At 67.6% G+C, this 17,961-nt stretch carries 18 protein-coding genes; 14 read left to right on the top strand and 4 right to left on the bottom strand.

Features of this window, described 5'->3' with window-relative positions; all coding sequences use genetic code 11:
* Positions 1–10: 10 nt before the first annotated feature.
* The 9 genes from JOL79_RS28845 to JOL79_RS28805 are packed head-to-tail and all read left to right on the top strand — an operon-like array spanning position 11 to position 8,695.
* The gene (locus JOL79_RS28845; RefSeq protein WP_210159061.1) at positions 11–1,477 is read left to right on the top strand and encodes a coproporphyrinogen-III oxidase family protein; all 1,467 of its coding nucleotides are present in this window, start codon (positions 11–13) and stop codon (positions 1,475–1,477) included.
* On the top strand, positions 1,470–2,054 hold the full coding sequence (locus JOL79_RS28840) for an HAD-IA family hydrolase (protein WP_210159060.1): 585 nt from the start codon (positions 1,470–1,472) through the stop codon (positions 2,052–2,054). The genes JOL79_RS28845 and JOL79_RS28840 overlap by 8 nt, the downstream gene beginning before the upstream one ends.
* Entirely contained in the window at positions 2,051–2,836 is a 786-nt protein-coding gene (locus JOL79_RS28835) for a GNAT family N-acetyltransferase (RefSeq protein WP_210159059.1), read from the top strand. The genes JOL79_RS28840 and JOL79_RS28835 overlap by 4 nt, the downstream gene beginning before the upstream one ends.
* Complete coding sequence (locus JOL79_RS28830; protein WP_210159058.1) at positions 2,833–3,822, top strand: M20/M25/M40 family metallo-hydrolase; 990 nt, start codon at positions 2,833–2,835, stop codon at positions 3,820–3,822. Before JOL79_RS28835 ends, JOL79_RS28830 begins: the two co-directional genes overlap by 4 nt.
* On the top strand, positions 3,815–4,768 hold the full coding sequence (locus JOL79_RS28825) for a hypothetical protein (RefSeq protein ID WP_210159057.1): 954 nt from the start codon (positions 3,815–3,817) through the stop codon (positions 4,766–4,768). The genes JOL79_RS28830 and JOL79_RS28825 overlap by 8 nt, the downstream gene beginning before the upstream one ends.
* Positions 4,765–7,125, top strand: coding sequence for a type I polyketide synthase (locus JOL79_RS28820; RefSeq protein WP_269143953.1), 2,361 nt, complete (start codon positions 4,765–4,767; stop codon positions 7,123–7,125). The genes JOL79_RS28825 and JOL79_RS28820 overlap by 4 nt, the downstream gene beginning before the upstream one ends.
* Positions 7,122–7,460 carry a PqqD family protein gene (locus JOL79_RS28815; RefSeq protein WP_210159055.1) on the top strand — a complete coding sequence of 113 codons (339 nt, stop codon included), beginning with the start codon at positions 7,122–7,124 and terminating at the stop codon, positions 7,458–7,460. Before JOL79_RS28820 ends, JOL79_RS28815 begins: the two co-directional genes overlap by 4 nt.
* A gap of 7 nt (positions 7,461–7,467) precedes the next feature.
* Positions 7,468–8,442, top strand: coding sequence for a TIGR03560 family F420-dependent LLM class oxidoreductase (locus JOL79_RS28810; RefSeq protein WP_210159054.1), 975 nt, complete (start codon positions 7,468–7,470; stop codon positions 8,440–8,442).
* Positions 8,435–8,695: an acyl carrier protein gene (locus JOL79_RS28805; protein WP_210159053.1), complete on the top strand. Its 261-nt coding sequence runs from the start codon at positions 8,435–8,437 to the stop codon at positions 8,693–8,695. Before JOL79_RS28810 ends, JOL79_RS28805 begins: the two co-directional genes overlap by 8 nt.
* Before the next feature lies 1 nt (position 8,696).
* Here JOL79_RS28805 and JOL79_RS28800 read toward each other — a convergent pair whose 3' ends face one another.
* Positions 8,697–9,455, bottom strand: coding sequence for a thioesterase II family protein (locus tag JOL79_RS28800; protein WP_210159052.1), 759 nt, complete (start codon positions 9,453–9,455; stop codon positions 8,697–8,699).
* Between the two features lie 111 nt (positions 9,456–9,566).
* Here JOL79_RS28800 and JOL79_RS28795 point away from each other — a divergent pair, with 111 nt between their 5' ends.
* The 4 genes from JOL79_RS28795 to JOL79_RS28780 all read left to right on the top strand — a co-directional run bounded on the left by JOL79_RS28795 (position 9,567) and on the right by JOL79_RS28780 (position 13,566).
* Positions 9,567–10,403, top strand: coding sequence for a hypothetical protein (locus JOL79_RS28795; RefSeq protein WP_210159051.1), 837 nt, complete (start codon positions 9,567–9,569; stop codon positions 10,401–10,403).
* Positions 10,404–10,488: 85 nt separating this feature from the next.
* A complete protein-coding gene (locus JOL79_RS28790) occupies positions 10,489–11,787 on the top strand; it encodes an MFS transporter (RefSeq protein ID WP_210159050.1) in 1,299 nt (432 codons plus the stop codon).
* Positions 11,788–11,803: 16 nt separating this feature from the next.
* A complete protein-coding gene (locus JOL79_RS28785) occupies positions 11,804–12,040 on the top strand; it encodes a phosphopantetheine-binding protein (RefSeq protein ID WP_210159049.1) in 237 nt (78 codons plus the stop codon).
* Positions 12,041–12,093: 53 nt separating this feature from the next.
* A complete protein-coding gene (locus JOL79_RS28780; RefSeq protein ID WP_210159048.1) occupies positions 12,094–13,566 on the top strand; it encodes an amino acid adenylation domain-containing protein in 1,473 nt (490 codons plus the stop codon).
* Positions 13,567–13,713: 147 nt separating this feature from the next.
* On the opposite strand, the gene JOL79_RS28775 is transcribed toward JOL79_RS28780, so the two are convergent.
* From JOL79_RS28775 to JOL79_RS28765, 3 genes are all read right to left on the bottom strand, one after another.
* Positions 13,714–14,211 carry a GNAT family N-acetyltransferase gene (locus tag JOL79_RS28775; protein ID WP_210159047.1) on the bottom strand — a complete coding sequence of 166 codons (498 nt, stop codon included), beginning with the start codon at positions 14,209–14,211 and terminating at the stop codon, positions 13,714–13,716.
* Positions 14,212–14,494: 283 nt separating this feature from the next.
* Positions 14,495–15,433, bottom strand: a complete 939-nt coding sequence (locus tag JOL79_RS28770; RefSeq protein ID WP_210159046.1) for a MerR family transcriptional regulator — start codon at positions 15,431–15,433, stop codon at positions 14,495–14,497.
* Between the two features lie 124 nt (positions 15,434–15,557).
* Positions 15,558–16,424, bottom strand: a complete 867-nt coding sequence (locus JOL79_RS28765) for a polysaccharide deacetylase family protein (protein WP_210159045.1) — start codon at positions 16,422–16,424, stop codon at positions 15,558–15,560.
* Positions 16,425–16,620: 196 nt separating this feature from the next.
* On the opposite strand from JOL79_RS28765, the gene JOL79_RS28760 reads away from it, so the two are divergent.
* Complete coding sequence (locus tag JOL79_RS28760) at positions 16,621–17,673, top strand: helix-turn-helix transcriptional regulator (protein WP_210159044.1); 1,053 nt, start codon at positions 16,621–16,623, stop codon at positions 17,671–17,673.
* Positions 17,674–17,961 lie beyond the last annotated feature (288 nt).

Raw genomic sequence — 17,961 nt, 5'->3', positions numbered from 1 at the left:
GGGACTCGACATGTACATTGCGGCGAAGGACCTGCGTCGGCGCGTCCATGAGGACAACGCACGGATTGTGCTCGACGAGGCCGTGGGCGATGCGGTCGAGGCGGCGTACCGGGGCATCGACTGGGACAGGCTCTCGGCGGCCGGTTTCGACAAGCACGGCGACTACTGCTTCATCTACAGCTATCCGCCGGTGCGCGTACTGGAGGAGTTGCCGCACGACGCGATGTTCGCGCGGTCCGACCTGGAACCTCCGGCGGACGTGCTGAACATGTATCTGCACATCCCGTACTGCAGTGGGATCTGTTCCTACTGTTATTTCGCGAAGGTCGTCGACAACGACAACGCGCCGGTCGACAAGGACGAGTACATCGAGCTCCTGATTCGGGAGATCGACGCCAAGCTGCAGCGATACAACCCGGATGCGACGATCGGAACAGTCCATTTCGGCGGCGGGACGCCCTCCATCCTGGAGGAGCGGCAGATCAAGCGGATCATGGGGTATCTGCGGTCTCTGAAGGTGTCGGACCGCTTGGAAGTCACCTTCGAGTGCGCGCCCGAGACGATCCATGCGAACCTCGACAAGCTGCTGATCCTTCGGGACAACGGCGTCAACCGTGTGAACCTCGGCGTGGAGAGCCTGGACGACCGGGTGCTGAAGATCATGGCGCGCCGGCACGGTGCGGACATGACGCTTCGCGGCATCGAGAACATGCGTAAGGCCGGATTCGACAACATCAATGTCGACCTGATCTACGCGCTTCCCGGGCAGTCGCTCGCCTCGTGGGTGGAGACGCTGAAACAGATCATCGCGTGGGATCTGGAGTCGGTCAGTGTGTACCGGCTGCGGCGGCACCCGATGAAGCGGATCTCGAAACTCGAGCAGGATCTCTACCCGTCGTACGACGATGGGCTGCGGATGCAGCTCGCTCACGGTCTGATGATGGGCGACGCGGACTATGTACGGGTGCAGAGTCACAAGTACGCCAAGGCGCGGGAGAAGATGCAGCAGCAGACCGAGCTCAAGCGGGGCGTGGACCAGACGCAGTTGCTCAGCGCGGGCTGCGGCTCGTACGGCTTTCTCAACTCGACTTTCTACTGGAACACGAAGTCGCTCGGAGAATGGGGCGCACAGGTCCGCCAAGGCCTGCATCCGACCTGGATGGGCCAGACGCTGGGCCAGGAGGAGTTGATGCGCAAGACCTTCGTGCTGGGAGTGCACACCAGCACGGGCGTTTCCCGCGCCGGGTTCGCGGCCAAGTTCGGTGCCGACCCGCTCGATGTCTTCGGTCCCACCATTCGTCATGCCGAACAGCACGGGCTGTTCGAGGTGACGGAGGCCGCGGTACGCCCGACCGAGCTGGGCTACTTCTTCGGCGACGAGCTGAGTGTCTCCTTCTACTCGCCCTCGGTGACGGCTCAGCTCTCCGCGCTGGGCATGAAGTACGGGATGTTCTTCGAACAGGATCGGTATGCCTGAACCCACAGCCGTGGTCCTGGACGCCATGGGTGTGCTGTACGAGTCGGCTGACGATGTCGGCGAGTTGCTGGTCCCCTATCTCCGCGAACACGGGTGCGCGCTGGACACGGCCGACATCGAGGAGGCCTACCGGAGAGCCAGCCTGGGCGAGCTGACCTCGGCCGGGTTCTGGGAGGCGACCGGCGTCGCCGGTTCCGCGGACGACGAGGAGTACTGCGCCCGGCACACGTTGACGCCCGGGGTCCACGAGTTGCTGAAGGCGGCCGACACGGCCGGGGTGCGGGTGGCGTGCCTGAGCAACGATGTGTCCCGGTGGTCCGAGCTTCTGCGGCGGCGTTTCGGCCTCACCGAGTCCATCCGTGACTGGGTGATCAGCGCCGACATCGGCGTCCGCAAGCCGCAACCGGCCATCTACCACGAAATGCTGCGCCGCCTCGGCATCGCCGCCGACGGCGTGTGGTTCGTGGACGACCGGGCGGCGAACGTGGCAGCCGCGCGGGAGATCGGCTTCACCGCCATCCACTACGGCCGGGACGTCACCTCGTTCGACCAACTCACCGCTGCGCTGGCGCGATGAACGTGAACGTATACGAGCCGGGAACTGACTTGCCGCCAGGCACGCTGGCCGCTGTCCAGGAACTCTTCCGGGTGTCGTACCACCGGTACCACTACCTGGCCGAGGTCGCCTCGACCGACCGGGTCAAGTTCGTCGCTACGGCGCATGGCCGGGTCTGCGGCTACGCCTCGGCCAGCCAGGCGGGCAAGCTCTACCGTCTCGCCAACCTCTTGGTGGATATGGGCAGCCGCGGCACCGGGCTCGGCCGCCGGCTGGAACGGGTCCGCTACGACTACATACGTGGAAAAGGCGTGTCCTGCTACGTCAGTTGCACCTGCGAGGACACGACGAGTCAGATGCTCAAGCTCGAGCTCGGGCTTCGCCCGGTGGCCTTCAAGATCGGCTACCGCTCGGATGTGGTCCGGCTCGGTGAGCGCGGCAGTGCCGTGGTCTTCACCGATGCCCCCATCGAGGTGGCCGAGCCCCGAGTCGACTCGATCATGCGCGACGAGGTGCTGCGGCGGACGAGGTACGTCTCCGCGGACCCGAAGCCGGCGGTTCTCGACGCGTTGCCCCCCGACGACTTCGCCGAGGTGCTGACCGGCTCGGTCGGACACCGGCGGATGGCGCGGATGCCGGGTTTCCGATTCGCGGGACACGAGTACGACGCCGTGGACGCGCAGTGGCACTACTGCTTCCAGGCCCGCAACGAGGCGTACCAGGAGGGCGTTCGGCAGCAACCCGCGATCGCCGTCATGCCGGCGCCCCTGGAGGCGCGGCTGCGGCTGGAGGAGTTGCTGTGATCGACTACCTGGACTCCCTTTCCCGGCTGGTCGCCCTGGACACGGTGAGCCCGATCGACGACGAGCAGCTCGAGCGCTGCGCCGCGGAACTGAGCCGGTACGGCTGCCGGCCGGTCGGTGACCGTCTGTTCGCCTTCGGCGACCCCGCTGCGCCGGTCTGGCTCTACGGCCACCTCGACACCAAGCCGATCGGTTCTCGTACGGCCTGGAACACCGAGCCGCTGACCCTGACCGAGCGGGACGGGATGTTGTACGGGCTCGGCGTCTCGGACTCCAAGTTCCAGTTGCTCAACGCGCTGTCGGTGGCGGACCCGGCCCGGCACTTCGTCCTGATCGACACGAGTGAGGAGACCGACGGGGCGCCCGGCGCGGCGGCCTTCGTCGCCCGGCACCTCCCGGCCACACTCCTGATCTGCGACGGCGCACGCGGCGACGCCGACCTCTACGCCGGCTACAGCGGTCAGGCCGACGGGGTTTTCCACCTGCGGACCGGGCGCGCGACACACCATCCGGCCCGGCCGGGTGGTGACGCGGCCGACCTGCTGCGGGCGTTGCTCGTCGCGGTCGCCGGCTGCCCGCGGTTCACCCTGACCGGGATCACGGCGCCGCACACCGAGCGCTCGCTGGCGGTGCAGGAAATCGACGTCCGGTTCGACATCCGCTACGGCCCGGACGAGGAGCCCGCGGTGGATGCCCTGCTGGAGGCGTGGCCACACACCTCGCGTCAGTCGATGGCCCCCGTAGCGGGAGCTCGGGCGATCTCGGTACCGGGGCTGGTCACCGGTGGTCTCGCACCGTTCTCCAACCGGCTTGGGCAGCTCGGGCCGCTGAAGGTCGACCGTCTCGTCGTCGTTCCGGGTGCGGAGCCGGACAACCGCAACCATCAGCCGAACGAGTTCATTCACATCGGTCAGATCGAACATCACCAAGACGTCCTGCGCCGAGTGCTGGACGCCCTGGAGACGGAGGGGAACGGTCATGAGTGAGGCGGCGCTGCGCATCTGGGGTCAGGCGATCAAGCTCACCGGCTTCGCGGATGAGGAGCTGGCCGAGGTGTTCGACACGTTCGGCGGCAGCATCGACGTCATCGCCGACGGCCGGGAACCGCAGCTGACAGTGCACCGGCAGCACGGGAGCGCAGCCGGGGCGGGCGAGCGCCGGTCACGTCACCGAGGCGGCTCGCCGGCCGGGAAATACTTCCTCGACGGAACACCCTTCGACGGCGCCGAACAACAGCGCGACATCACCATCGTCAGTGAGGGGTCCGGCTGCGACGTCTACGCGGAGGACGACGCGCTGCTCGTCGTGGCAGGTGATTCCGCCACTATCGTCGCCGACCGCCTCCCGCAGATGCTGCTGAGTGACGTGATCGAGGACTGGCTGCTCTGCCGCAGCAGGGCGAACGGCGCGGTCCAGGTGCACTGCGCGGCGTGGCTCGACGACGGGCGTGCCACTCTGGCGGTGGGCAGCTCGGGCGCGGGCAAGTCGACTGAGTTGTTCCGCAACGTCCGGGCCGGCAGCTCGTTCCTCTCCAACGATCGGGCGTTCCTGCGACTGCGCGACGGCGCCCTTGAGGTTCGGAGCTTCCCGCTTCCGGTCAACATCGGCTGCGGCACCATCCGTGCCCTGGACCTGCCGATACCGCACCACGGCCTCGGCGATCACGACAAGATCCGGCTGCGGGCGCCCGAGGTGGCCGAGCGGTTCGACGTCGACTACGAGACCTGGTATCCGGTCGCCCGCGTCGTCTGCACCTCGCTGGCGGACTTCAACGCCAACATCTACTGGGACGAGGACGCCTGCCATCCGTTCTGGGTCCGCGGGTGGCATCCCGGGACGCTGCCCGGCGCGGTCGTCGAGAAGCTGACCGCGGCGCTCGAACCGCTGATCATCGAGCGCCGGCTGCTGACGGGGCAGGGGGCGGTCCGATGAGGAATGAGCCACCTCGTAGCCGCCCTGTCGCGGTGATCGGCATGGCCGGTCGCTTCGCTGGGGCGGACGACATAGCGCAGTACTGGAGGAACCTTCTCGACGGCGTCGAATCGGTCAGCCGGACCGGTGAGCGGCCTGCGCCCGGCGGTGTGAGCGACGGCGGCTTCGTGAGCGCGGTGGGGAAGGTCGGCGACGTCGATCGGTTCGACGCCGACCACTTCCGGGTGCCGCCGGCGGAGGCCGTCATCCTGGATCCGCAACAGCGGGTCCTTCTGGAGGTCGCGGCCGAGGCTCTGGACGACGCCGGCTACTCGGGCGAGCGCGACGCCGTGGTCGGTGTGTTCGTCGGGTGCGGAGAGAACCTGTACTACCGCGACTTCCTGGCTCCCGCCGAGGCCGACGCCGGGCACCATGACGATGTCCGGGTCACCCTGGCGAACGAGAAGGACTTTCTCGCGCCACGGCTCGCGTTCAAACTGGGACTCACCGGACCCGTGATCACCGTGCAGACCGGATGTGCCACGTCCCTCAGCGCGGTCGCGCTGGCATGCTCGTCACTGGCAGCGGGGGACTGCGACATCGCGCTGGCCGGCGGTGTGAGTCTGCTGCCGCCGGACGTCGACGGCTACACCTATCACGAGGGCGGAATCCTGTCCGCCGATGGGTGCTGCCGTCCCTTCGACGCCGGGTCATTGGGGACCGTGCCCAGCTCGGGCGCCGGAATCGTGGTCCTCAGACGTGACGATGACGCGCAGGCCGACGGCGACAACCGCCGGGCCGTGATCCGTGGCTGGGCCGTCAACAACGACGGTGGAGCGCGCGTGGGATTCGCCGCGCCCAATGTGGACGGTCAGGAGACGGTGATCCGAGCCGCGCTCGCCCGGGCCGGTCTCACTCCCGGCCAGGTCGGCTACGTCGAAGCTCACGGCACCGGTACCGCCATCGGGGACACCGTCGAGTTCGAGGCGCTCCGCAGAGTCTTCGCCGGCGATGGCCGGCCGCCCGGGTCCGTCACCCTCGGCGCGGTCAAGGCGAACATCGGCCACGCCGATGCGGCGTCGGGCGTAGCCGGGCTGATCAAGGCGATCTTGGCCGTCGAGAGCGGCACGCTACCGGGGACGGCGCACTTCTCCGCTCCCAATCCCGAACTCGACATGGACTCGACGCCCTTCGTCGTGACCACCGAGACCCGGCCATGGCGGACGGACGGTCCGCGTGTCGCCGGTGTGAGCTCTTTCGGGCTGGGCGGGTCCAACGCCCACGTCGTTCTCGAAAGGGCGCTCGCCGAGCCGGCCGTGGCGACGATGAGACCCCGTGCCGTGCTGACGCTGTCCGCGCGTACCGACGACGAGCTGCATCGGATGCGCGAGCGGCTCGCCGAACGGCTCGCGACCGTGACGCCGGCCGACTCCGCCGAACTCGCCGACATCGCCTACACGCTCGCCGTCGGGCGCGGCCGTTTCGTCAGACGGTGGTCGGCGGTGGTGAGCGGCAGTGCCGACGCGATCGCGAAATTACGAGCACCCGATGAGACGGCCAGGTCCACTGCCCGCTGGTCGCTGGCGATCGCCGGGGCGCCCGCTGACCTGGCGGAGCTGGGGAAGCGGCTCCAGGCGTCCGAGCCGATGGTGCGGTCGGGCATCGTCGAACTCACCGGATCGGCGGAGCTGAGCGACCTACCCGCGGAACGAGCAGGCGCGCTCGTGGCGGCTGTCATCGGCCGGATCCTGCGGCGTCTGGGGCTGACCTTCTCCCGAGTGGACGCGCAGGCGTGGGCGCGGCCGATCGCACAGTGGCTCGCCACGGGCGCCGACACCGCGTCGTTGACCGCGGCCCTGGACGCCTGCACCGGCGCCGCCGAGGCTCGAGACGCCCGGCACAGCCCCGGTCAAGTGGTGATCGGCCCGTCGTTCGACCTGGACGAAGTGCTGGCCACGGCGTGGCAGGCGGGATCGGGGATCGACTGGGCGGCCTACTACGCCGAAGAGCCGCGACGGCGTGTCTCGCTGCCCTCCTATCCGTTCACCCGGCGCCGTTTCTGGCTTGACCGTCCCGTGCGATCCTCTGGCGCCGCCGGCAGCTCCCCGGGCGGATCAACGCGCCGGAACGGTGTGAACATCGTCGACTACGTCGAGCAGGTGTGGCGCGAGGTTCTCGGCGTCGACCACATCCCGGTGGACGCGCACTTCTCGGATGACCTCGGCGGCGACTCCATATACGCGGTGGAGGTCACAGCCCGCCTCCGCGAGGGGCTCGGGCTCGAACTGCCGGTCGACCTGCCGTACGTAGCACCCACAGTCGCTGCCACAGCGGCTTTCGTCGAGGAGGCCTCGGCCTGCAAGGAGACAGGTTCATGACCACCATCAACGACAACACGATTCTCATCCGCGGGCTGGACGTGACGGCCCGCCTCGCCAAGACGGTCGCCGAACTCAGCGACCGTGCCGCCGGCGGCATCCTGCTGGAAACCGTGACGGGCCGCTACGTCCTCGACAGCGACGCTCGTCTGGCGTGGCTGCTGATGGATGGTCGCCGCAGTGTCGGTCAACTGCTCGACGGTGTCGCCGAGGCGTCGGGTCTGCCGCTCGAACAGATCCGGCAGCCGACGTACCGGTTCTGCGAGCGGCTGCTCGAACTCGGCCTCGTCGACGTCGCCACGCCTGCCGATGTCAGCGCCCTGACCAGCCGTTAGGTCTCGGATGGCCCGCCAACCGATCACCCGCATCGGCCTCCAGTTCAGTGGCTACTCGTTCGCAGGCGTCACGGACGACAAGATTTTCCAGCGCGTCGCGGACTCCGCACTGGCGGCCGAGGCCGCCGGCTTCGACAGCCTGTGGACCATGGATCACCTCCACCAGATCGCGTCGGTGGGGGGCCGGGACGAGCCCATCCTGGAGGCGTACACCACCCTCGCCGCCCTCGCGGCCGTCACCTCCGTCGCACGTCTCGGGGTGCTCGTCTCCGCCTGCGGATTCCGGAATCCAGCCGTCCTGGCCAAGATGGTCACCACGATCGACATCATCAGCGGTGGCCGGGCCATCCTCGGCATCGGTGCCGGTTGGCACGAGGAGGAGCACCGCGCGTACGGGCTTGACTTCCCGTCCGCGAAGGAGCGCCTGGCTGAGCTCGCCGAGGCGGTACAGATCTGCCGGGCGATGTTCACTGAGTACGCGCCGCGGTTCTCCGGGAGCTACCACAGCATCGACGAGCCACTCAACATGCCTGGACCCATCAATCCCGACGGGCCGCCCATCCTTATCGGGGGTGGCGGTGAGCGGGTGCTGATTCCGATGATCGCCAGGCTCGGCGACGCCTGCAACTTCTTCGGCGGGCCGGCGACCGTACGACACAAGATCGACGTTCTGGAACGGGCATGCGTGGCCGCGGGCCGCGACAGCAGCGAGATCACGAAGACGTGGCTGGGCCATGTGATCATCACAGATTCCGAGTGGGAGCTCCATGAGGCGCTGGATCGGCTCGGAACACTCCTGGATCTGACACCGAGTGCCGCTCGTGGCTTCGCCCTCTGCGGCACCAGGGACCAGGTGCGGCGTCAGGTGCGGAAGTACCGCGAGTCAGGGGTGGATGGATTCATCCTGGCCGTCCTCGACCCCACCGATGTCGCGCACCTGCATGCCGTCGGCACGACCTTGCGGGAGGCACTGGATGACTGATCGGACACGCGTCCCGGAGGACGGTCTTGACCTCGACGGCACCCCGGCCGAGATCCTTCAAGCCGTCTGGGCGGATGCCCTCGGCGTCGCGGAGGTCGACCCGGACGCCGGCTTCTTCGACCTCGGAGCGACATCGGAGATGATCCTCGGCGTGGTTCGCGTTCTCCGCCGGCGCTGGCCCCGACTCAGGATCGTGGACGTCTTCTCCCACCCGACCGTCGCGCAGCTCGCGGCGTTCCTCGACGATGAATAGGTCAGACCCCGGATGCGGTCCGGCACGTCAACGCGGCACGGACCGTCTCCGCGAGCCGCAGCCACGCCTCACCCCCGAACAGGTGATCACCCTCGGCGATCTCGCGGAAGTTCGTCGGCCCCGTCGTCTCCCGGCGCCAGGCATCGACCTGGGCCCTGCTCAGTTGACTGTCATGTGCGCCGTACACGACGGTGAGCGGCACCGCGAGAAAGACCCCGGGCTCGTAGACGTAGCGCGACACCAGGCCGATGTCCGCGGCGATGACGGGAAGCAGCAACTCGACGAAGTCGGGTTCCTCCCGGAAATTCTCCGGCACGTACTGCATGAGGTCGTGCTCCGCTTCGGGATCGGCCTCGGCGAAGCAGGGGGGCGGCAGCTGCGACGCGACGAGAAGGTGGGCCACCTCGATGTCATGACCGGATCTGGCCAGGGCCTTCGCCAGCTCGAACGCCAGCACCGCTCCGAAGCACTGGCCGAACAGCGCCACGCGCCGTACGCCCAGATCGACCAGCTCGCCGGCGATGTCGCCGACAACCTCGGCGACCGTGTCCGCCGGCGGTTCCGTCCGGCGGCTCTCGCGCCCCGCCAGTCGCACACCGTAAACGGTGGACACGTCGCCGAGCACCGGACTCCACAAGCGAAAAGGAGCGGCTCCGGCACCGGCCCACGGAATACACACGAGCGCCAGTTCAGTTTTCGCCGGCGCTCCCCAGGAAACGAGCGATCTTCCCTTTTCCGGTGTCGGATCGGCCTGCTTCATAGCGTGGATACTACGTCGCCGGTCGTCCGATGTGTAGTGCCGGAGAGGCGTTTCCAGTCAGCTTTCCACTGCATTTCAAAAGTCTTCTGACGACGACCCGGAGGGATTCCGATGTTCAACCCCACTATCGAAGTCATTGTGGCTCAGCCGAGATTCCGGCAGCCTCCGGACATGAGTTTCAACAGCATCCTCAAGCGATTCCCCGGATTGGCGGAGGCGGACGCCGTCTGCTGGACCGGATCGACCGCGATCGGCTGGGGAAACGTTTTCAGCGACTACGATCTGTTCGCGTTCTCGGATCGGACCCTCGAGCTCCCCGTGGACGAGACCATGGAGGCGTGGCCCGGGGTCGACAAGAGCGGGATCCGCTGGGACAACTGGATGGGCGAGTACGAGAAGGCACGCGTCGATCTGACGGTGTGGCCGACCGGCACTTTCGCCAAGGTGCTGCAGCCCTACCTCGACGACGAGCTCGAACTCTGCGGCACGAGCGAAGGCATGCTGGCTTTCGTCTACCGGATGTCCATCGCCATCCCGCTGAAGAACGACAGTTTCTTCAAGGAAGCGCGCGAACTGCTGGACCGGTCGTCGTTCCGTCGCGCACGCGCCCGGACCGCCAAGGTATGGGCGGAGAACTCCCTCACCGATGTGGCGGGTCAGCTGGATGCCGGAGACCAGGCCTCCGCGCGCATCTCCGCCCGAGTCGCGGCGTTCCGTGCGGCCGACGCCTGTCTCGCCCTGTACGGGGACTACTGCCACGACGAAAAATGGACGATGCGCCGTCTGCGGAGCAAGCCCGAGTGCGGAATAGACGCCGACGAATTCCGGTCCGCGGTGCTGGACGGCGCCCGCCCGGGAGAGTCCGACGGCGACTGCGCGCTGCGCGTGGCCCGTTGGGCCCAAGGGCACCTCGTCCGGCTCGAAGGCGAATTCCTGACGGGCTCCTGACCGGGCCACGGCGCATCGTGAGTTCGCGAACAATGACGAGGAGATCGAGCTGGATACTGTCGGACCTGTCACAGAGGGGCGGCCGATGAGCGGTACCGGCCGGCTGACCCGGTTACGCGCCGCGCTGCGCGGTCCGGCGGAACGTCGTCAGCGACTGCTGGCGCGGGCGACGATCGTGAACACCATCGGCATGGGAATGTTCCTGTCCGCCGGCACGATCTTCCTGATCAAATTCACCGGACTGAGTCCGGCCGCGGTCGGTGCCGGGCTCACGATCGGATCCCTGATCGGTGTCGGGGCCGGCGTGCTGATCGGTGATTTGGCCGATCGCCGCGGCTCACGCGAGGTTGTCATCGCCGCCATGGTGCTGGAGGCCGTGGGAAGCATCTGCCTTCTGCTGGTCGACAATCTGTGGACCTTGATAGCCGTCGCCGCCCTCGCCTCCATCGGCAACGGAGGGACCAGCAGCGCCCGCGGCGCGATGATCGGTGTGCTCGCCGAACCGGGCAAGGGCGCACGGTTGCGTTCGTACCTGCGTGCCGTGACGAACGTCGGACTCGCGATCGGCATGCTGTCGGCCGCTGTCGCTCTGTCCATCGATACTCGCCCGGCCTACCTCTTCCTCATCGTCACCGACACGGTCACGTTCCTGCTCGCCGCCGCCGTTCTGTCCCGGCTTCCGCACCTTCCGCCGACGCGGGTCGCCAAAATCGACGAATCCGCCAAGAAGGAACGTAAGTGGATTGCCCTGCGTGACCGTCACTATCTAGGCCTGACGGTCGCGTCGTCGGTGGCCAGCCTGCAGTATTGGGTGCTTGTCCAAGCCCTTCCCGTGTGGATTGTGTTCAAGACGGACGCGCCGCGTTCGGCAGCGGCGCTGATGCTCTTCGTCGCGTCGATCGCCGTCGCGTTGATGCAGATGCCGGCGACGCGATCCATTGACGGCCCACAATCGGCTGCACGTCTGATCACGCTGTCCGGACCACTTTTCCTGGTCGCCTGGCTCCTGATGGCCTTGTCGGCCGGCCCCGCCGAGTGGATCGCCGTTGTGCTGCTGTTGCTCGGTGTGCTAGTGCACTCGCTGGCGGAGGTATGGCAGGCCGGTGGGACCTTCGAGTTGTCTTTCGCCCTTGCGCAGCCCGAGGCGCAGGGACAGTACCAGGGCGTCATGGGCCTGGGCCACGCCATTGCCGCCGCAGTGGCGCCGGTGATCGTCATCACGTTGTGCGTCAACGGAGGAATATACGGCTGGGCCGCGCTCGGCCTGGTGGTCTCCGTTGCCGGATTCATCTGTGCGTTGATCGAGAGGCATTGGGCCCGATCGCGCGCCGTGCCCAGCAATCAGGAAATGCGGAACCAGGCCGCGGATCCGGCATCGCATTGATGAGAGGAGCCTGGTCATGTCACAGGTTGCAGGCGGTGAACTCGTGCCGAGGCTGACGGCGATCTGGGAGGCGGAACTGGGTGTCGCCGTCGCCCCCGACGACGACTTCTTCGACCTCGGCGGTGATTCGCTGCTGGCGCTCGCGGTGGCTCGGCAAGCGGCCGCGGCGGGGATGCCAATGCAACCGGCGGCCGTATTGCGCCATCCGACGGTGGCGGCGCTCGCCGACGCGGTGCGAAGGGGAACAGCGTGACTCGGGCTTCGCCACGGACGGTGCACGGAGTTTTCGCCGGCTTCGCTCAGTCGATGCCTGGAGCGGTCGCCGTCGAGGACGACGAGGACTGTCTGACCTACGCCGAGCTGGATCAGCGGGCGACGGAGCTGGCGAGGCTCATCGTCGACCGTGGAGGGCAGGGCGGGTTCATAGGAGTTCTGCTCGGCCGCTCGACGCGGACCATCGTCGCTTTGCTCGCCGTCCTGAAGGCCGGCGCGGCCTACGTGCCTCTCGATCCGGCGTACCCCCAGGCACGGCTCCTGGGGCTGATCGAGCAGTGCGGCACCACGCTGGTGCTGACGACCGCCGCTCACGACCCCGCCGGAGACCTCGGCGTGGACCTGATCCTCCTCGACGAGGAACGGCACGTCGCGGCGGCCGGCCCGTTCGCCGAGCCCGAGCGCCGGCCTTCGGACCCGGCGTACGTCATGTTCACGTCGGGCACCACCGGCCGGCCCAAGGCCGTCGTGGTCTCACATCACAACATTGTCAATCTGGCGACCGGTGCCGACTATGTGGATCTTAGCCCGGCCCGCACGCTGCTGCAGTTCGCGCCGATCTCGTTCGACGCGTCGACGTTCGAGATCTGGGGTGCCCTGCTGAACGGCGCCAAGTTGGTGGTCGCACCCGAGGATCTCCTCGGCAGCGACCGGATCGGCGAGATGCTGGCGCACCACAAGGTCGACACGATGTGGCTGACCTCGGCGCTGTTCCACCGGATCGTCGACACGGACCTACCGGCACTCGAACCGGTGACCCAGCTGCTGGCCGGCGGCGATGTACTCTCGGCCGATCACGTGCGGCGGGCGCTCGCGGCGGTGCCGGGCCGAGCCGTGGTGAACGGCTACGGCCCGACGGAGACGACGACCTTCGCCTGTTGTCATCGCGTGTCCGCGGTCGAGGACGTCGGACATCCGGTGCCGATCGGCCGCGCGATCCCCGGCGCCCGGTTATGGATCATGACTGAGGAGGGTGTGCCCGCGCCCCCCGGGGAGGCGGGCGAGCTGTGGATCGCCGGCGATGGGGTGTCACTCGGCTACCTGGGCGATCCGGACGAGAGCAGCCGCAGATTCGTTCCCGAACCGGGGAGACCGGATTCCCGCGCCTACCGGTCCGGCGATCTGGTGCTGCTGCGCGGCGACGGGTTGCTGGAATTCCTCGGACGGATCGACGACCAGGTGAAGGTACGCGGATACCGCATCGAGCCCGCCGAGGTGGAAGCCGCTCTTGTCGAGCAGCCCACCATACGCAGGGCCGTGGTGACCGCCCAGGAGTTCCGGCCCGGTGACAAGCGCCTCGTGGCCTACCTGGTCCTCTCGCCCGGCGCCGACCTCCGCGTTCCCCAGCTTCGGCGTGCGTTGTCGGCGCGGCTGCCGTCCTACCTGGTGCCGGCCCGATACGTGGTGCTGGACGATCTGCCGATCACGAGGAACGGCAAGGTCGACCGGCGCGCGCTACCCGTGCCGGAATGGATGGCACCCACCCCGCGCGAACCCCTTCGATGAGACTCCGCCGAAGCGGAGGTCTGCGATCTCCAGGACCATGTCGCTCATGCGGTCATCATTGCAGTCGGAGCGATCTCAGATGTCTTCTTCGGTTGGCCTCCCGCAAGGGTGAGCGAACGACGAGCGACAACGAGATCCGCGGCTCGTTCAGACAGGGACTTCAAATATGAGCTCGAGGCCGTCCACCTCGTCCCACTGCTCTCCGACCTCGACGAAGCCGAATCCGGAAATCGTGGCCAGAGACGCGGTGTTCTCGGGGCTGATCGTCACTCGCGCAGTCCTGACTCCGGATTCGGCTGCGGCTCGACGCATCAACTCGGTCAATATCGTCCTGGCGTACCCCTGACGACGGTGGCTGGGAGCCACCGAATAACCAATCTCCACCATGCCCGTCTCGTCCGGCGGCCCATGGAACCCGGCATACCCCACCACGACGCCCTCGGGCTCGGCCACTACGGCTCGGGTGAGCCACCCCGCGCTACCCGGGTTCGAGGTCAGCTGATTGATCCGATACCGCCAGACCCACTTCGCCTGATCGGTGAGGAAGTAGTCCGTGAGCTCGACTCCTGCCTCGGCACTGGCCTGGGCAAGGTCGTCGTCCAGCAAGGCGGCCATGGCCTTGCTCGTCAGATCGACAAGTCTCACCGACCTCAGGTCGGTACGGGCTGGTGGCCGGCGTTCGGGCTCATCTGTCACAGCGCGGATGATTGCGGAGCGCCCTGGACGGTGTCCAACGGTTTTCGGGAGCGGTCGATCGTTCAGCCAGAAACGCGGCCGGGCAGGCTTTCGATCGATCATGATTCGGGAGTCTGGCCAGCTCATTGAGGGCGGAGTGCCAGGGACTCGAACCCTGAACCGAAGGAACAGAAGCTGATCGACGCCCTGGGGGTGCATGGTCGGGCCATGCCGCGTCCTGTTCGGACTCGCGCTACCGCTCCACGTGGGCACGCAGAGCCCGGACGAACCAATCGAACACCGGAGCCAGGCTCTCGGGGACCGGCCAGCCGTTGATCACGGCCAGCAGCTGCCAGTACCGCTCCACGCGGGGATCGTTGGCGGTCTCCAAGCGCGTCAGCAGCCAACGCGGCAGGTTGGCGTCGTCGGGGCGGCCAAAGACGTGCGCGTAGCGGGTCATGAGCGCTGTGATCACAGGGGCGGCCTGGGGCGAGGCCGGGGCGACACCGGCTGCCAGCGCCTGGCCGACCCGGTCGCGAACGGCGTCGGTGAGGTCATGGTGCAGGCCCGTGGTGTCGCCTTGAGCGCGCTCGGCCGCCTGATACTCGGCCATCCGGCGCACGGAGGCGCGGAAGTCCGGGTCCTGGGAGAGTTCGGCGAGTTCGACCCAGGCCTCGACCTGCTCCGGCGCGGGGTCGTCGGGCAGGTCGGGCATAGCCGAGCGCATCATGGCCACCAGGTCGGGGTTGGCGTCGAGACCACCGAAGGTGTCGTCGATGAAGTCGCTGATATGACGTCGGCGTTCGTCGTCGGAGAGCTTGGCGAGCTTGTGCATCAGGTCCATCTCCTCAGGGGTGGAGCCACGCTTGGCTACCGCTCGCAGCACCGCACGCCGCAGTCGCAGGGTACGGATCTGCACCTCCAGTGCTTCGGCGTGTGCTGCGGCGACCTCGGGCAGCGAGATCTCCCGGTCCAGGACCTGCCGGACGGCGGCAAGGTCGAGTCCCAGGTCGCGCAGCGTCCGCACGAGGTCCAGACGCGCGAGGGCATCGATGTCGTAGAGCCGGTAGCCGGCCGGGCTGCGGTCAGTCGGCGGCACGATTCCCGAGTCGGAGTAGAACCGTATGGTCTTGACCGTCAGCCCGGTCCGCCGAGCCAGATCGCCGATCGAGTAAAACGTGCCGCCGTCCATACCCCTCACCCTCGCGTCTCCCCCTGCTGGAGACTCAAGCTCCTCTTCCCGGTCGCTGTTCCACTCCAGCGGATCGGCACGGCGGTGGGCGTGCGAGCTTCCCCATGCCCCCGTCCGGGAGTTGTCAGGCGGGTGTGGCCGTGACGATGCTCGCGTAGTGCTCGGCGATCTCGTCGCTTGTCGTCAGCCATACGCCGGGGTGGTTGGCGATGTACTCGAGCGCCTGGTCGAGGTACTTCGCCCTGGACGCCTGGCCTATGACGAACGGGTGCAGCGCCAGTGCCATGACGCGCCCGCTGTCGGCGGATTCGGCATAAAGCTGGTCGAACTGGTCCTTGACCATCTGCACGAAGTCGCCGCCGTTCCTGCCGTGCATTGTGAAGATGCCCAGGTCGTTGAGTTCGAGTGAGTACGGCACGCTCAGCATTCCGGGAACGTTCAGCCGGTATGGCTGGTCGTCGTTGGTCCAGTCCAGCACGTAGCTCAGGCCGAGCTCGGCAAGCAGGGGCGGTGTCTGAAACGTCTCGGTGAGCGCAGGCCCAAGCCAGCCGCGCGGCCGCCGCCCGGTGGCCTTCTGAATGGTCTCGACCACCTCTGTCAGGTAGGCGCGCTCGTCGTCGACGTCGGCCTGGAGAGTGGAGTTGTTCTTACCGTGGGCGAGCCACACCCAGCCGCGGGCGTTGCCCGCCTCGATGATCTGGGGGTACTGCTCGCACACGTCGGCGTTGAGCAGCACGCTTGCCCGGATGGCGTGCCGGTCGAGGACTTCCATCACGCGCCAGATCGCCACCCGCGGCCCGTAGTCGCGCCAGCCGTAGTTGAGGGGATCGGGCACGAGAGCCGCGGTCGCCTCGTTGATGCTGGTGGAGGGGCGGTCAATCGTGAAATGCTCGACGTTGAGGCCCACGTAGAAGGCGACGCGGGCGCCGCCCGGCCAGCTGATCGGTTCGCGCCCGACGATCGGGCTGTAGTCGAACAGCGTGTTCTTCATAGCGTTCCTCCTGGATTGCTTCCGCGCCCTGTGAAGGGGTCGCCTGTCCATGAAGGTAGGAGCCCGAGGTGCGGGCCAAGAGGGCCGAACACGTCACGAGGAGGGCCGAAGGCGCCATCTCCGTTGCGGCATATCCTGCTTGTTCGGTATGTCATGCCAAGGGTGTCGGCACCGTCCCTGGGAGATAGGGCCCGTCATGGTGAACAACGCGATGCAGGACGGCGGCGCGGTGAGCGACACCGTGAATGGCACCGTCTCGCCTCACCTAACCCGCCTGCTGGTCCGCGCGGGCATCGCGACGGGCCTGGATCGGTCATGCCTGGTCGGCGTTCCCGGCCTGGCCGTACTGCATGAGGACGGGATCCGCATCCCGACCGCCACCATCCTGCGGGTCTGGGAACTGGTCGCCGGCCCGGTGTGGAAGGCGGGCGGCAGCGACAGGATCATGGAACTGTGGCAACCGGGCACGCTGGGCGTATGGGACTACCTGTTCTCCGCCTCCAGCACCCTCGACGACGCGTTCCGCGTGGCCGGCCGCCGCTTCACGGCCATCGCCGACCCCGCCGACCGGCTCCTGGTCACACGTCACGATGGCGGATTGACGGTCGGTTGGCAGGGCCCCTACCTGGACTACCCCGAATATCCGCTGATAGCGGAATTCGTGCCGTACATGCTGCTCATGGTGGCAAGTTCGGGGGCCGGTCGGCGGCTCACGCCGACACAGGTGGGGCTGCCACACCGCCCGTCCATCTCGCCTGAGCGCCTGGCCGAGCTGTACGACACCAGGCGCATCGACTTCGAGGCCGACTATCCGTCGATCACGTTCGCCGAGGCGGACGTCGACGCACCCCTGCCGCGCGCCGATCCTCTGCTCGCCGCGATCCTGGACGACCACGCGCACCTGTCCACCGCGGCCGCCCGTCCGGTGGGGCGCTGGCTCGACCGCTTCCACGCCATCCTCCAGTCCGCGATAGCCGATGGCGCGCCGGGCCTTGACCAAGTCGCTCGGCGGCTGGCGATGAGCCCCCGGACTCTCCAGCGCCGCTTGCGTGAGGAGGGCAGTAGCTGGCGGGAGGAGCTGGAGAAGCTTCGGCAGCGGCGGGTGGACCGCCTGCTGCGGGAGACGTCACTCAGCGTGGATTCCATCGCCGCGCGGGTCGGCTTCACCGACTCCCGGGCCCTGCGGCGAGCCATCAACCGCTGGTACGGTCACGGACCGGCCGCCGTCCGCGCGAGTGGCCCAACGTAGTCAATTCTGGGCGAGAACGTATGAGAAGCCGGAATTCCTGCCAACTGTTTGATCAGCTCGGCGAGGATTTGCCGGTCCCGGTCGGACAGGTCCTGCAGGAGGGCGATCACCCTGCCGGCGCGTCACCTCAGCGGGTGGTGGCGGCCTACATCGATGCGATCAACGCCCATGACAGGCAATTGGGGCGACAACTGTCGCCGGACGAGAGCTCCATGCCGAACGGTCCCACGGTCTGGGGGATACATCCTTGTCCGTGCCGGTGAGATTCAGCCGTGGCGGATAAACGAT

This window comes from Microbispora oryzae (genome assembly GCF_017896165.1).
GTDB lineage: Bacteria > Actinomycetota > Actinomycetes > Streptosporangiales > Streptosporangiaceae > Microbispora > Microbispora oryzae.
This window is presented reverse-complemented; position numbering and strand designations above follow the sequence as displayed.

Bases quoted from the DNA above. Each gene is read 5' to 3' on its own strand.
- JOL79_RS28845 (WP_210159061.1), top strand. From the start codon at position 11: ATGTACATTGCGGCGAAGGACCTGCGTCGGCGCGTCCATGAGGACAAC.
- JOL79_RS28840 (WP_210159060.1), top strand. From the start codon at position 1,470: ATGCCTGAACCCACAGCCGTGGTCCTGGACGCCATGGGTGTGCTGTAC.
- JOL79_RS28835 (WP_210159059.1), top strand. From the start codon at position 2,051: ATGAACGTGAACGTATACGAGCCGGGAACTGACTTGCCGCCAGGCACG.
- JOL79_RS28825 (WP_210159057.1), top strand. From the start codon at position 3,815: ATGAGTGAGGCGGCGCTGCGCATCTGGGGTCAGGCGATCAAGCTCACC.
- JOL79_RS28820 (WP_269143953.1), top strand. From the start codon at position 4,765: ATGAGGAATGAGCCACCTCGTAGCCGCCCTGTCGCGGTGATCGGCATG.
- JOL79_RS28815 (WP_210159055.1), top strand. From the start codon at position 7,122: ATGACCACCATCAACGACAACACGATTCTCATCCGCGGGCTGGACGTG.
- JOL79_RS28810 (WP_210159054.1), top strand. From the start codon at position 7,468: ATGGCCCGCCAACCGATCACCCGCATCGGCCTCCAGTTCAGTGGCTAC.
- JOL79_RS28805 (WP_210159053.1), top strand. From the start codon at position 8,435: ATGACTGATCGGACACGCGTCCCGGAGGACGGTCTTGACCTCGACGGC.
- JOL79_RS28800 (WP_210159052.1), bottom strand. From the start codon at position 9,455: ATGAAGCAGGCCGATCCGACACCGGAAAAGGGAAGATCGCTCGTTTCC.
- JOL79_RS28795 (WP_210159051.1), top strand. From the start codon at position 9,567: ATGTTCAACCCCACTATCGAAGTCATTGTGGCTCAGCCGAGATTCCGG.
- JOL79_RS28790 (WP_210159050.1), top strand. From the start codon at position 10,489: ATGAGCGGTACCGGCCGGCTGACCCGGTTACGCGCCGCGCTGCGCGGT.
- JOL79_RS28785 (WP_210159049.1), top strand. From the start codon at position 11,804: ATGTCACAGGTTGCAGGCGGTGAACTCGTGCCGAGGCTGACGGCGATC.
- JOL79_RS28780 (WP_210159048.1), top strand. From the start codon at position 12,094: ATGCCTGGAGCGGTCGCCGTCGAGGACGACGAGGACTGTCTGACCTAC.
- JOL79_RS28770 (WP_210159046.1), bottom strand. From the start codon at position 15,433: ATGGACGGCGGCACGTTTTACTCGATCGGCGATCTGGCTCGGCGGACC.
- JOL79_RS28765 (WP_210159045.1), bottom strand. From the start codon at position 16,424: ATGAAGAACACGCTGTTCGACTACAGCCCGATCGTCGGGCGCGAACCG.
- JOL79_RS28760 (WP_210159044.1), top strand. From the start codon at position 16,621: ATGGTGAACAACGCGATGCAGGACGGCGGCGCGGTGAGCGACACCGTG.